Annotated in this window: 14 protein-coding genes; 5 read left to right on the forward strand and 9 right to left on the reverse strand. The window is 61.8% G+C overall.

Going from position 1 to position 12,712, the window contains the following annotated elements; all coding sequences use genetic code 11:
- Positions 1 to 39: 39 nt before the first annotated feature.
- From NW846_RS07800 to NW846_RS07810, 3 genes are all read right to left on the reverse strand, one after another.
- The gene (locus NW846_RS07800) at positions 40 to 309 is read right to left on the reverse strand and encodes a hypothetical protein (RefSeq protein ID WP_414346934.1); all 270 of its coding nucleotides are present in this window, start codon (positions 307 to 309) and stop codon (positions 40 to 42) included.
- Positions 310 to 321: 12 nt separating this feature from the next.
- Entirely contained in the window at positions 322 to 1,587 is a 1,266-nt protein-coding gene (gene fabF, locus NW846_RS07805) for a beta-ketoacyl-ACP synthase II (protein ID WP_414515702.1), read from the reverse strand.
- 97 nt (positions 1,588 to 1,684) lie between these two features.
- Positions 1,685 to 1,930, reverse strand: a complete 246-nt coding sequence (locus NW846_RS07810; protein ID WP_011431644.1) for an acyl carrier protein — start codon at positions 1,928 to 1,930, stop codon at positions 1,685 to 1,687.
- A 231-nt stretch (positions 1,931 to 2,161) separates the two neighbouring features.
- On the opposite strand from NW846_RS07810, the gene rpsF reads away from it, so the two are divergent.
- From rpsF to NW846_RS07830, 4 genes are all read left to right on the forward strand, one after another.
- Entirely contained in the window at positions 2,162 to 2,452 is a 291-nt protein-coding gene (gene rpsF, locus NW846_RS07815) for a 30S ribosomal protein S6 (protein WP_011431645.1), read from the forward strand.
- Between the two features lie 87 nt (positions 2,453 to 2,539).
- Positions 2,540 to 2,938, forward strand: a complete 399-nt coding sequence (locus NW846_RS07820) for a single-stranded DNA-binding protein (RefSeq protein WP_099812668.1) — start codon at positions 2,540 to 2,542, stop codon at positions 2,936 to 2,938.
- 26 nt (positions 2,939 to 2,964) lie between these two features.
- Positions 2,965 to 3,594 (forward strand): M14 family zinc carboxypeptidase, encoded by a 630-nt coding sequence (locus NW846_RS07825; protein WP_011431647.1) that lies wholly within the window; start codon positions 2,965 to 2,967, stop codon positions 3,592 to 3,594.
- Between the two features lie 212 nt (positions 3,595 to 3,806).
- Positions 3,807 to 4,340, forward strand: a complete 534-nt coding sequence (locus tag NW846_RS07830; RefSeq protein WP_041438695.1) for a universal stress protein — start codon at positions 3,807 to 3,809, stop codon at positions 4,338 to 4,340.
- Positions 4,341 to 4,360: 20 nt separating this feature from the next.
- On the opposite strand, the gene NW846_RS07835 is transcribed toward NW846_RS07830, so the two are convergent.
- From NW846_RS07835 to purM, 5 genes are all read right to left on the reverse strand, one after another.
- The gene (locus tag NW846_RS07835) at positions 4,361 to 5,782 is read right to left on the reverse strand and encodes a DUF4340 domain-containing protein (protein WP_414346932.1); all 1,422 of its coding nucleotides are present in this window, start codon (positions 5,780 to 5,782) and stop codon (positions 4,361 to 4,363) included.
- 17 nt (positions 5,783 to 5,799) lie between these two features.
- Positions 5,800 to 7,368 carry a GldG family protein gene (locus NW846_RS07840; protein WP_414515711.1) on the reverse strand — a complete coding sequence of 523 codons (1,569 nt, stop codon included), beginning with the start codon at positions 7,366 to 7,368 and terminating at the stop codon, positions 5,800 to 5,802.
- A 24-nt stretch (positions 7,369 to 7,392) separates the two neighbouring features.
- Positions 7,393 to 8,178, reverse strand: coding sequence for an ABC transporter permease (locus NW846_RS07845; protein ID WP_011431651.1), 786 nt, complete (start codon positions 8,176 to 8,178; stop codon positions 7,393 to 7,395).
- Complete coding sequence (locus NW846_RS07850) at positions 8,175 to 9,185, reverse strand: ABC transporter ATP-binding protein (protein WP_099812663.1); 1,011 nt, start codon at positions 9,183 to 9,185, stop codon at positions 8,175 to 8,177. Before NW846_RS07850 ends, NW846_RS07845 begins: the two co-directional genes overlap by 4 nt.
- Positions 9,186 to 9,387: 202 nt before the next feature.
- Entirely contained in the window at positions 9,388 to 10,443 is a 1,056-nt protein-coding gene (purM, locus tag NW846_RS07855) for a phosphoribosylformylglycinamidine cyclo-ligase (RefSeq protein WP_414346061.1), read from the reverse strand.
- Between the two features lie 145 nt (positions 10,444 to 10,588).
- Here purM and NW846_RS07860 point away from each other — a divergent pair, with 145 nt between their 5' ends.
- Positions 10,589 to 11,686: a septal ring lytic transglycosylase RlpA family protein gene (locus NW846_RS07860; protein ID WP_414515705.1), complete on the forward strand. Its 1,098-nt coding sequence runs from the start codon at positions 10,589 to 10,591 to the stop codon at positions 11,684 to 11,686.
- On the opposite strand, the gene NW846_RS07865 is transcribed toward NW846_RS07860, so the two are convergent.
- Positions 11,687 to 12,709: a response regulator gene (locus tag NW846_RS07865; protein ID WP_011431655.1), complete on the reverse strand. Its 1,023-nt coding sequence runs from the start codon at positions 12,707 to 12,709 to the stop codon at positions 11,687 to 11,689. It abuts the gene before it with no gap.
- Positions 12,710 to 12,712 lie beyond the last annotated feature (3 nt).

The following is a 12,712-nucleotide window of genomic DNA, read 5'->3' on the forward strand; positions in this document are numbered from 1 at the left end:
CCTATCCTAGCCTTGGCACCCCAGGCCTCTACGAATCTCTTATCCTCGTTGAACCCGCCGCTCAAACTCCTCGCGGGTGGCATCCACCAGTTGCACTGCCTCTGGATAGAGCTGCGGATGGTTTTGCTTGAGCCAACTCAGGAGGCGCGCCAACTGGGCTGTGCAGAGATCCAGATCGGCCTGAAAAATCACCGCCGCCGCCATGTGCTGGGCATACTCAGGCGGGTGGCCTCTTTGGGTTAGCTCTGCAGTCAGGGCAGCCAGAGCCTGCTGACGAATCGAGGGCAAGGGGCCTTCGGGGGTGGACATGGGCAAGATCCCCTAGTCGGCGGAATAGCGGCGCAGGGCCAGGGTCACGTTGTGCCCCCCAAATCCGAAGGCGTTGACCAAGGCCACGTCAACAGCCATCTGCCGCGCCTTATGGGGTACAAAGTCCAGCCCTTCGCACTCGGGGTCGGGGTTATCCAAGTTGAGGGTGGGGGGAACCCAGCCGTGGTAGATGGCTAGGGCCGTCGCTACGGTGGCAATGCCGCCTGCTCCCCCCAACAGGTGGCCGGTCATGGACTTGGTGGCGCTGATGGCTAGGCGAGGGGCATGCTCACCAAAAACTGCCCTGATGGCCTGCACCTCGGCAACATCCCCCACAGGCGTGCCGGTGGCATGGGCGTTGATGTGCTGCACCTGGTCAGGCTGGATCCCGGCATCTTTAAGGGCTAGCCGCATCGCGCGGGCAGCACCTTCGCCCGCGGGGGCGGGATTGGTGATGTGGTGGGCGTCGCAGGTGAGGCCGTAGCCGACGATCTCGGCATAGATCTTGGCGCCGCGAGATCGGGCGTGTTCCAACTCCTCCAGCAGCAGGATCCCCGCCCCTTCCCCCATGACAAAGCCATCCCGATCCCGGTCAAAGGGCCGACAGGCCTGTTCGGGGGCGTCGTTGCGGGTGGAAAGAGCCTTCATGGCGCTGAACCCCGCCACCGAGAGGGGAGTCACTGCCGCTTCTGTGCCCCCCGTAATGGCCACCTGCACTTCCCCCCGCTGGATGAGCCGGAAGGCATCGCCGATGGCGTTGGAGCCAGAAGCACAGGCCGTCACCGTACAGGAGTTAGGCCCCTTGGCGCCAAAGCGAATGGCCACGTGGCCTGCTGCCATGTTGGCGATCATCATCGGCACCATGAAGGGGCTACAGCGATCCGGCCCCTTTTGCAGGTAGATGGTCTGCTGCTCTTCCAAAACCCGGATGCCGCCGATGCCGGTGCCCAAGATCACCCCCACCTGCTCAGCGTTGAGATCGGTAATGCGAAATTGGGCATCCTCCAGCGCCTGTTGGGTGGCGGCCAGGGCCAGATGGACAAAGCGATCGGTGCGCTTGACGTCCTTGCGATCCAGGTAGTCGAGGGGATCAAACCCCTTCACCTCCCCGGCAATGCGGCACTCGTGGCGAGAGGCATCGAAGTGGGTAATTGGCCCAATGCCAGAGCGCCCTGCCAGCAAGCTCTGCCAGAACTCGCCAGGAGAATTGCCAAGGGGGGTTATCGCCCCTAGCCCCGTGATGACAACACGGCGATGGAAGTTGGATGGGATGGACATAGGAGCGGCGGCAGGATCCACGACAACCATGAGCAGTTTCGACCCGGTACCCTCCGGTTAGAAGGAAGGCAAGCCGGCAGAATTGCCCTCTCCCAGGCTAGGCAGCTTTCTTAGAGAGGATGTAGTTGACGGCATCCTGCACAGTGGCAATGCCCTCCGCATCTTCATCGGGGATTTCCAGATCGAACTCCTCCTCGAAGGCCATGACCAGCTCCACCGTATCGAGGCTGTCGGCTCCTAGGTCGTTCTGGAAATTAGCTTCCAGGGTTACTTTGTCGTCCTCTACGCCTAGTTGATCGGACACGATCTTGCGAACACGGCTGTAAACTTCATCTGCGCTCATGCTTGGAACCCTAGATATCGATCGACTGAGAGTGTCTTGGCTAAGCCAACCGGCAGCTATCGAAGTATCCCCTATTGTATCGGACAACGGATCCCCTCTTGTGAAGAGGCTTGCTTTTGTCGCTGCAGAGGGGTGGAGAATTGAGCTGTGGCCCTTTTCGATTGTCGCAAAGAGAAGCTAGGATAGCCTACTGCACCTTTTGATTTGGATTCCCAAGGAGAACTGGCTTCCATGCCCCGCGCCTATGAGACAATGCTGATCGTGCGCCCCGACCTCTCGGACGAACCCTTGCAACAACTCCTCACCGAGCAGGAATCGCTCCTACGAGAAAACGGGGCAACTGGCCTGGAAATTACCAACAGAGGCAAGCGCCGCTTTGCCGGGTTTGAGATGAAGAAGTTCAAGGAAGGCCTCTACATCCAGTTCAACTACGAGGCCGAGCCAAGGACAGTGGCCACCTGGGAGAAAAATCTGCGCATCAACGAGAGCATCCTGCGCTACATGACTCTGCGCGTGAACTAGGTTGACGGGATCCGGGTCTGGAGGCATGGTAAAGGTAGTTGAGCTGCCTTCTTTTAACGCCCCAATAGACTTTACAGTGGCTCTGTCATGAACTCGATTGTCTTGATGGGGGAAGTGGCCAGCGAGCCGGAGCTGCGCTACACTCCCGACAACCTGGCCGTTACCTCACTGGTGCTGCGCTTTCCCAGCTTGCGCCCGGAGGAGCCACCGTACCAAGTGCGGGTTGCCTTTTTTGGAGAGCTGGCCCAGCGGGTGGTGGACACCTGCCGCGTGGGGGATCAGATCACGGTGGAGGGCCAACTGCACATGAATGTGGTGGAGCGGGATGGGCGTAAGGAAAAGTTGGCCGAGATCACCGCGCGTCGCGTCCACCAACTGGGATCGGCGCGGGTTCTCTCTCTGACGGGGATGGGTGAGTCTGCAACTGTGGACTCCTCTGAAGGAGGGGGGGCTTCCCCAGCGGAGCCGGACGATATTCCGTTCTAGCGGTGCAAGTTTTGCTGGGATCCCCTATGTTGCCAAGACTGGGCGCCGGTGAGCCCTTGGCATCTCTGCAAGTGATCGGCCACTCGGTGCAGGGGCGTCCCATTTACCTTTGGCAGCTCACCCAGGGGATCCGCCCCTTGCTGCTGGTCGGCGGCGTACATGGCGATGAGGTGGAAGGCTATGCCCTGATCGAGCGCTACGTGGCTTCTGGGAAATGGAGATCCTTGGAGGGCAGGGCTGCGCTTTGGGCGATCCCATGCCTGAACCCGGATGGCTGTGCCCTAGGGCAACGGCTCAACGCCAACGGCGTGGATCTCAACCGCAATCTGCCCACGCAAGATTGGATCGCGGCTTCTTTGGAAGCTCGCTATCCGCCGGGAGCGGCCCCAGGCTCCGAGCCGGAGACACAAGCGTTGTTGGCGAGTTTGGCCCAGATTCGACCCCGATTTGTCCTTTCTACCCACTCCTGCCAGAACGATCCCTACGTGAACTACAATGGCCCTGCCCTTGAGCTGGCTCAGGTGATGGCTGCTCGCAACGGCCTGCCGGTAACCGACGACATCGGCTATCCCACCCCTGGCTCTTTGGGCACCTGGGCGGGGCAGGAACGGCGGATCCCCACCCTGACGCTGGAACTGCTGCGCAGGCGGTGTTAGAGTGGACAGCCCAGGAGGATGAGTTCTGACCTGTGTCAAGATCTCTGAACTTTCATTGCCAATCCGACAGGTCATCCGAGATGCCCGCGGTTTTCTCGCCCAGTTCTTTTACAACACAGATAGATGAGGGCAAAGAAAAAAGGAACTTGGAGTCGAAACCGAAGTCAAGCCTTGTCTTTTGCCCATCTGTTAGCCATTTGGAGGAAGTCGGTATGTTCAGCAGGATTTTGGTGGCGGTGGATCGGTCGGAGCTGAGCCAGGGAGTGTTTCAAAAGGCCGTCCAACTGGCCAAGGCCATGCAGGCCGAGATGATGATCCTCCATGTTTTGTCCCAGGAAGAGCCCGGTGCCCCAGAGCCGCCCATGATCTTGGGGGTGGATTACAGCTCCACCATCAGCGCTGAGCTGTGGCAGTCTTATCGGGAGCAGTGTGCCATCTTCGAGCAAAACCAGATGGACTACCTGCGCTCGCTGGTGGAGAAAGCCGCTGAGCAGGGAGTTCGCGCCGAGTACCGCCTCAACTACGGCAACCCCGGTCGGGTCATCTGCGACTTGGCCCGCTCTTGGAAGGCGGACTTGATTGTGGTGGGCCGCCGCGGCCACTCCGGCCTGAGCGAGCTGTTTTTGGGCAGCGTCAGCAACTACGTGCTCCACCGGGCCCCCTGCTCGGTGTTGACGATCCAGGGCGAGGCTCTGAAAAAAGCAGCCTCAGCCAAAGAAGAGACAACCACCGCCTCTGCCAGCTAAGAAAAGCCCGCCGGCCACCGCTAGGAGCCTGAGGAAGACCCTCCCCGTTGGTCCCTTGTCTCCTCCGCTTTGCCCTCCAGCAAGCGGTTCACTTCGGTTTCCACGCTGTTGAAGGTGCTGAGGTCGATGACGGCAATATCCGGCTGATAGCTGCTTTGTACATAGGCACGCAGGCCGGCAGACGTCAAGCTCAACCTCAAGGGATCCCGACCGTCCTCGCCCTTGGCCTCAAAGGTCAGCTTCAGATCTGGCTCGGCCAAGGCTTTTTGGGCGTCTGGATCCGTCTCCGGCAGGAACTCCTTGGCGCGGGCGGCATTGAGGCTGGAGAAGAGGGAGCTGAGGTTGACCGGCTGGCCCGGTTGCTCCGGATTTTCCCAGCGCAGATCCAGGGATCCCTTCTCCTGGGGCAGAGGATTGAGGGTAACCCGCTCCCCTTGGGATTCCAGGGTAACTGGGCCCACCTGGTTGGGGTTGAGGCGGGCGATGCGGTGATCCCGCAGCTCCTCGAAGTCGGAGCGGAGAATGTCGGCGGTGCTGGTGAGGAGGGTGGCCACCGCCGGGTGCTCGGAGGTGATGACGTACACCTGGCCCTCTTTTTCCGCTCCCAAGGCCACAGTCAGGGTCTTGCCATCCTTGAGCTCAACGGTTAGCTGGGCAGAAGGCTTCTCCAGACCATAAGGAGCCAGCTCCGCTTTGGTTTCAGCCGGAAACTCCACCGCTTGCAGGCGAGACAACGTATTGAGCAGACGGTCGACGTTCAGGTCATCGGCAGGCAGCTCGCGGGGCTCGACGATCTGCCACGTATTTTCTTGTCGCTCCAAGCGAACGACCTCTGGCTCTGCCTCGGCCAACTGCACCTGCAGAGACTTCACCGCCGCTGTGTCAAAGCGCAGCAGAGTTTTGTCCCGCAAAGCCAGCAGAGAAGGCAAGAGGGATCCCTTCTGGGTGCTGGCCAAGAGCACCACCTCTCCCCCTTCTGGCCTGGCGTAGAAGCCGGAGCCGTCGAAGTTGTCGTTGCCAATGTCCAGGCGGTAGGGATCCCCCTCTTGGGGGAAGAGGGCGATCTGGTGGCGCGGCTTATCTAGGCCGAAGGCCGCCAAATCCTCAGCCCCTTCCAGCGTGATTTGAGGCGTGAGGCGGGAGAAGCTGTTGAGCAACTGCTCCACCGGGAAGTCCAGCGCCGCCGACTGGATGGGACGGATAATGCGCCAACGGGATCCCTCTTCTGCCTCAGGAGTGCGCTCCAAAAGGATTTCCTCCGGTTCCCCCTCTTGCTGCTGGCGAATCTCAATGTGGGCAATGGTGTCGGGGGCAAAGTGGAAAAGCCGCGCCCGCTCCGCTTGCTGCTGCTGGCGCAGTTGCTGGAAGTTGTCAAAGAGGAAATACCCCAGCAGAGCAGCCACTGCCAAGCCCAAGAGAATCCAGGTGCTGCGCTTGAACATGCTCGTCCTCCTTGGCCCTATCGTCTTTGCCACCAGAGCACGGCCCCCGATCCCAACGCCACCAGCGGCAGGAGCACCGTCGATCCCAGCACCAGCCAGCGGAAGTTCTGGCCGGTCACGGCAAGACGGCGGTCGGTGATGGATTTGGGGCGAATGGAGATCTGTTCGGTTCGCTCAGTGAGCCAGTTGAGGGTGTTGAGGAAGAGATCGCGGTTCCCCTGCTGCCTCAGGTTGCCGTCGAGGGCGAAGTTGACGTTGCCGATCACCACCAGCCGAGCCTCGGTCGGCCCCTCCTGGGATTCTGAGGTCTTCTGATCGCCTTTCACCTGGCGGGTCAGGGCTACGCCCAGGGTCAGGGGGCCGGGCTTGTCTTGATCCGGGTCAAATTGCAGCGGGCCGGCCTCTAGGTTGGGGCTGGTCTCTCCCCAGCTCTGCGGGCTGGTGCGCAGCAGAGGCGTGGCCTGGATCCCTTCGCGGACCTCAGTGTCTACAGAACGGGCCAGGGGGAAGAGGGTCATCAGCCGCTGTTCTGCCAGGGGAGCGGTGATGGGGTGATCCCCGTAGGTGGTAACCAGGGCCACCGCCGGCCCCGTGCCCAAAAGCTGGCTGACGCTGCTCACCTCAATGATGAAGTCATCCCCCAAAACCACGCCCCACTCCTCCAGCAAGGGATCCAGGCCGGCATCCACCCGTGGCCCAATCAAGAGCAGCAGCCGCCCCCCTTTGGCCAGGTAGTCCTGCAGCTTCTCCACCTCGCCGGGGAAGAGAGCCCGCTGCGGCCCTGCCAAGACCAACACATCCGCCTCCTCTGGGATCTGCGACTGCACCAGGTTCAGCGGCTCCACCCGGTAGCCCTCCTGGCCGAGGGCTGCCACCGCCTGGGCCAGGGTTGGGGTGCCCTCGCGAGCTTCCAGGCTCACCTCCCCATGCCCCTGTACAAAATAGGCCACCACTTCGCCGCGGTTAACCACCTTGGCCAGCACAGGGGTGAGCTTACTCTCCAGCTCAGGGGCGGGCGGCTGGGGCAGTTGTTGGCGGTTATTGCCCGATTCGACCACCAGGGTGTTATTTTGGGTAACCTGCAGCCGCTGGACAGTGAGGGGATCGCGGTTGGGATCCACAAACTCAAACTGGAAGCGCTCGGGGTTGAGGCGGCGGTAGCGCTCCAGCTGTTCCCGCAGGTTGGGATCGGGGGCGGTGGTGACCACCCAGACTTTCATTGGCTGGGCCAGCCCTTGCACCAATTGCCGCGTCTGGGGGGAGAGGGTAAACAGCCCCTCTTCCGTGAGATCCAGGCGCAGGTCGTAGCGCGCCGCCACCACATTCACCAGCACCAGAATGACGGCCATAGCCGTCACCGCCACCAGGATGTTGGCGTTGGTTTGAGTAGAGCGCAGGCCCAGGAAGACGCCGACTTCCCGTTGGTGGGTGAGGCCCCACACCACCACTAGGGCCAGGCCTGCTGCCAGCAGGCTCAGCGGCACAGCCGTCCAGCCGGTGAGGGCAGCTCCCACCAGCAGGCCGATGGCCACGACGCCAAGGCCGACGATCCCCGTCCAATCTGCCAATGCCTGCCAAGCTTTCATCACCGCACTCCTCCCAACGCAACCCTAGCTCTGCTGCCAGCGCAGGCTTTCCACCGATTGCACCGTGGCAAACAGCCCCAGCACGATGATGCTGAGGAAAAGGACAACACTGCTGCTGCTGAGGATCCCTTGCACCCAGTTGCTGTACTGCTGCAGCAGCGAGACATGCCTCAGAGTGGCGGCAATCCAGTTGCTCTCCTGGCCGGCTGCCGCGTCGATGACCCAGAGCAGCAGGATCAGCCCAAAGGTAGCCACCGCCGCAATAAGGGTGCTGTCGGTCAGGGAAGAGATGAACAACCCCAGGGCCATGACGCTGCCGGCCAGCAGAGCAAGCCCCACATAGCCCATCAGGGTCAGGCGGTAGTCCACTGCTGGGTTGGCGCTACTCAGCACCAGCACGTGGTAGACCAGCGGCGGCAGCAGCAGCGTGATGAAAAACACCCAGACCGCCAGCCACTTGCCCAGGGCCACCTCTAGGTTGGTGATGGGGGAAGTGGCTAAGAGCTCCATGGTGCCCCGCCGCCGCTCCTCGGCGTAGGAGCTCATGGTAAAGATGGGCAATAAAAATAAGGAAAGCGTGCCCAGCAGATTGAGAAACTGCTGCGACAGGATGGTGGCGGCATCAAAAGGGTTCTCTTGGCCAAACTGGGCAAAGAGATCCACCTGCTGCGAGAAGTTGATCACCCGCACCAAGATGTTGACGAAGAAAAACCCCGCCAGTCCCCAGAACACCGCCGCCACCACGTAGGCAATGGGGGAGGTGAAGTAGCCGCGCAGCTCTTTGCGAAAAATGGCAACCACGCCGTTCATGCCGCTTCCTCCAACGCGCCTTCGGATCCCTCTTGGGTAGTGAGCTGCAGGAAAATCTCCTCCAAAGAAGCCTGGGGACGGCCGATCTCGTAGAGGTCGATCCCCGCCTGTACCAGGGCCCTGGCCACCTCCGGGATCCAGCCTTCTGCAGAAACATGGCTCTTCAGGTGCACCTGCCAGCGAGGGGGATCGGATCCCAGGGCCTGCAAGCTCACCACCTCCACCTGGGGCAGGTTCTGCAGGGCCGCTCGGATGGCCGTTTCCTCAGGAGCGCCCACCACCAGCTTCGCCTGCTGCCGATCCTGAAGCTGGGCCGTCAGCTCGGCGGGCGTGCCAATGGCCGCCACCTGGCCGCGGTTGATGATCACCACCCGGTCGCAGGTCATGCTCACCTCCGGCAGGATGTGGGTGGAGAGGATGATGGTGTGCTCTCCTGCCAGGCTCTTGATGAGGTTGCGCACCTCGATAATTTGCTTGGGATCCAGCCCAATCGTGGGCTCGTCCAGGATGATCACCGGCGGGTCGTGCACCAGGGCCTGGGCCAGGCCCACCCGCTGCTTGTACCCCTTGGAGAGCTTGCGGATCAAGGTGTGGCGCTTGTCTTCCAGGCTGCAGCGGCGGATCACCTCGTCCACCCGTCGCGGCCGATCCCCGGCGCTGACCCGTTTGATCTGGGCGACAAAGTCCAGGTAGCTCTCCACCGTCATGTCCGGGTAGAGGGGCGGGTTTTCTGGCAGGTAGCCGATGCGCTGCCGCACCGCCATAGGGTTTTCATGCACATCGAACCCGGCCACCCGCGCCGTCCCCTCGCTGGCAGGCAAATAGCCAGCCAAAATGCGCATAGAAGTGGTTTTGCCGGCGCCGTTGGGCCCCAGAAACCCCATGATCTCGCCGGCGTTGACCTGGAAAGAGATGTCGCGGATGGCCGTAAAGCTGCCGTAGGTTTTGCTCAGATGTTCCACTTCGATGGCAGCCTTGGTTGCAGGAGCAGTGGATAAACCTGTCATCGGCGGCTCCTAACCTAGAGGGTCAGCGGGAGTTGGCCAACAGCTCAAGTCCGGAGATGGGAAAGCGCGCAGCCCTTCTCTTGTGAAATAGGCGGAGGTTGAGAGCAACAGAGGCAGCAGCGCCGAGGCCATCAGCAAACTTAGCACAGCAGCGGCAGGGATCCGCAAACACAGCCAGCTCCTTCCCCCCTTTGGTGGGGACTCAAGGTACCAAGGATCCCCACTCCTCCAGCCCCAAGACCCGGCTCTCCCCTAGGCGGGCCGGCACCACCTCGCCAATGGGAAAGGCTTCGGGGAGCAGGGATCTCAGCCGATTTTCCGCCTCAGGAGGGATCACCAGCACATAGCCTACCCCCAGGTTGAAGGTGTTGAACATCTCCAAGGTCTCCACTTGGCCTTGCTCCTGCAGCCAGAGAAACTCCGGTGGGATGGGCCAACTGTGGGGCTCTAGCCGCGCCGCCTGCTCCGGAGCCAAACAGCGGGGCAAGTTTTCTGGGATGCCGCCGCCGGTGATGTGGGCCATGCCGTGGAGGGGGATCCCTGCTGCCTGCAGCCGCTGCACTGCCTGGACATAGATGCGGGTGGGAGTGAGAAAGACCTCCGCCAAAGGCCGATCCCAGCCAGGGGGTTGGTGATCCCAAGGCCAGCCCCGCTCGGCCACAATGCGCCGCACCAGGCTAAAGCCGTTGCTGTGCAACCCGCTGCTGGGCAAGGCCCACAACCGATCCCCAAGCTGCACCCGCGAGCTGTCGAGAACGTCTGCCCTCTCGACGATCCCGACGCAAAAACCCGCCAGGTCGTACTTGCCGGGCGGGTAAAACCCCGGCATCTCTGCCGTCTCCCCCCCCAGGAGTTGGCAGCCGGCCTCCTGGCAGCCCTCCAAGATGCCGTCGATCACCTGCCAAAGCGCTTCCGGCTCCAGCTTGCCGGTGGCAATGTAGTCCAGGAAAAACAGCGGCCTGGCCCCCACCGTCAGCACATCGTTGACACACATGGCCACCAGGTCGATGCCCACGCCGCGGTGCTGCCCCCACTGCTGGGCGATCTCCAGCTTGGTGCCCACTCCATCAGTGCCGGCAACCAGAACCGGGGCCCGGTAGCCCGCCGGTAGCTCCAACAAGCCGGCAAAGCCGCCAATGCCGCCCAAGGTTCCTGAAGAACCTGAAGACTGAGCTTGAGAGCCTTCAACGCGCTCCCGGATCCCCTTGACAAAAGCGCGTCCGAGTTCAATGTCAACCCCTGCTGAGCGGTAGTCCAAGATGCCGAAAATCCTTATGCTGACGGGACTTGGGCTTTTGCCCTTGGCCGGGCAAGCTTGTCAACTTCGAAACCTATGGTACATTAACTTCTGTTTTACTGTCGCATTGGACGTTGTACAGGAGTTTCGAGAGGAGCGCGGCCTCATGCGAAATTGGAAGCGGCTTGGACAGGGACTGGCTCCCGCCCGCCAAGTGGGCTTGGTCGGCTGTCTCTGTGTTACGGCCTTCAGCTTGCCGGCAGGTATGTTGGGCAGCCCAACCTCGCGGGCGCAAGCCTCAACTCGCAGCGGCTCCCCTAGTGCCAGAGCAACCCAGCTATCCCCCAAAACCCACTCCCTCTCCCCGGCAACTGACCTTGTCTCTCCCCCCCCCCCCCCCCCCGCAGCCAAACTCGGCACCTTGAACCCCCAACACTCGCAGTCTCTTTCCCTGGCTCGCCGGGCAATCCCTTCTCGGCCAATGGAAGAGCCCATCCTCAAGATCGGCGAACAGCAGCAGTCGTCCAGCCAGCCTGTCTCCACCCTCTACGACTACCAGATGGACGGGCGGCAGGTGGTCACCGTCTACGTTCGGGATCTCCCCGTTGTCAGCTTTGTCGAGCAGCCCGGGTTGGAGTCGCCGCTGCTGCGGGCCAGCTCCCTCGTGGCCCGGCTCAACCAAATGGCCCAGGGATCCCTGAAGGACACGACCATTACTCTGGCTTGGGCAGAGCCCCAATCCGGGGATCCCCTCTACGCGGTTCGGGTAAACGACGAGGAATTGCTGCGCATCGACGAAGGAGTGCTGCTGCTGGATAACCAACGCCCGGTGGATACAGCGGTTTTGGCTGCCAATCGTCTGCGCCGTCTGCTGCTGGATGCCCCTCCTCTTGCCCCTTCGGCCCTGCCCCAGCCGGCCACCCTGACTGCCGCCAAAGCCACCGCTGCCCGCCGATCAGAAACTCAGGCCCAGGCGCAACCGGACTCTGTCCGAGTGGTCGGGCCTGTGCAAGAAGGGATCGCCTCCTGGTATGACCTGCACCCCACCCGCCACGAGATGACAGCTGCCCATCCCACCCTCCCCTTCGGCACCGAGGTGCGGGTAACCAACCTGGACAACGGGCGCCAGGCTGTCGTGCGCATCAACGATCGCGGCCCCTTCATCCCCGGTCGGATCATCGACCTTTCCCTGCGGGCGGCGGAGGCCCTGGGGATGGTGCGCTCGGGGCTGGCGCCGGTGCGCCTGGAAGTCGTGCAGCGCTAGCTAAGGCACGGGCGAAAAGCGCTTGGAATCGGGCGAGTAGTGCCAAGCAATGCCGTCCGGATCCCGGCTGCGGCTCCACTCGGGAAACCCACTCTTGAACTTCCAGTAGGTGATGGCGGAGACCACCACCCCCAGCCGCTCTGCCAACTGAGTTTGGTTGAGGGGGCGCAGCGTCGCCCGCGGCACTGTAATCGCCTCCTCGGCAGCGGCAGGGCTGGGCGGCGGGGCAGGACAGGCCGCCGCTGCGGGGGGCTCGGAGAGGGTAGCCGTAGCTGTGGCTGGCGGCTTCTCCCCTTCTAGCAGGCGACTCCGGCTGGGCTCCTGGGCCCGCAACAAGCTAAACTGGCTCAGCAGGCCGACATTTTCCAGGTTTAGCAAATCTTCCAGGTTAGAAGTCTGATGAATCAGTTCCAGCTCGCGGTGAAACTCTTCCTCCAGCACCCGTAGGTAGTGCTGCCGCTTCTGCTCCGACTCTGCCTCCTTGAGCAATCCTAGGGCAAACTTGAGGTTCGAGAGGGGCTCACTCAGATCTTGCAAGAACTTCTTGAACAAAGTGCCCTTGACCTCTGCAAACTGCTGCAACTGCTGCAGCTTCTGTCGCAGCTCCTCCAGCCTTTTCTCCTCCAGCCTGCGGCTTTCTAGGCTCTGCCGGTGGTTGTGCAAGGCAATTTCGATGGCGGTGTAGAGCTCCCGCTCTTTGAAAGGTTTGATGATGTAGCCAAAAGGCTGTGTCTCCTTAACGCGAGAGAGAGTGTCCTCATCAGCGTAGGCCGTCAGGTGCACCACCGGAATGTTGAAGCGCTCGGCGATCCGCTTGGCGGCTTCAATACCGTCGAGATCCCCTTTCAAAACGATGTCCATCAAGACCAAGTCCACCGACATTTCCTCCAGCCATCGGATCGCTTCTTCGCCAGAGGACGCGATGGCCGGCACCGCATAGCCAAATTTTTTCAGGACGTTGGCGATATCCTTGGCGATGATCTTCTCGTCTTCGACAACCAGAATGCTGCCTTTGGCAAGCATGGG

It is taken from the genome of Synechococcus sp. W60.3, from assembly GCF_047502615.1.
In the GTDB taxonomy this organism is placed as follows: domain Bacteria; phylum Cyanobacteriota; class Cyanobacteriia; order Thermostichales; family Thermostichaceae; genus Thermostichus.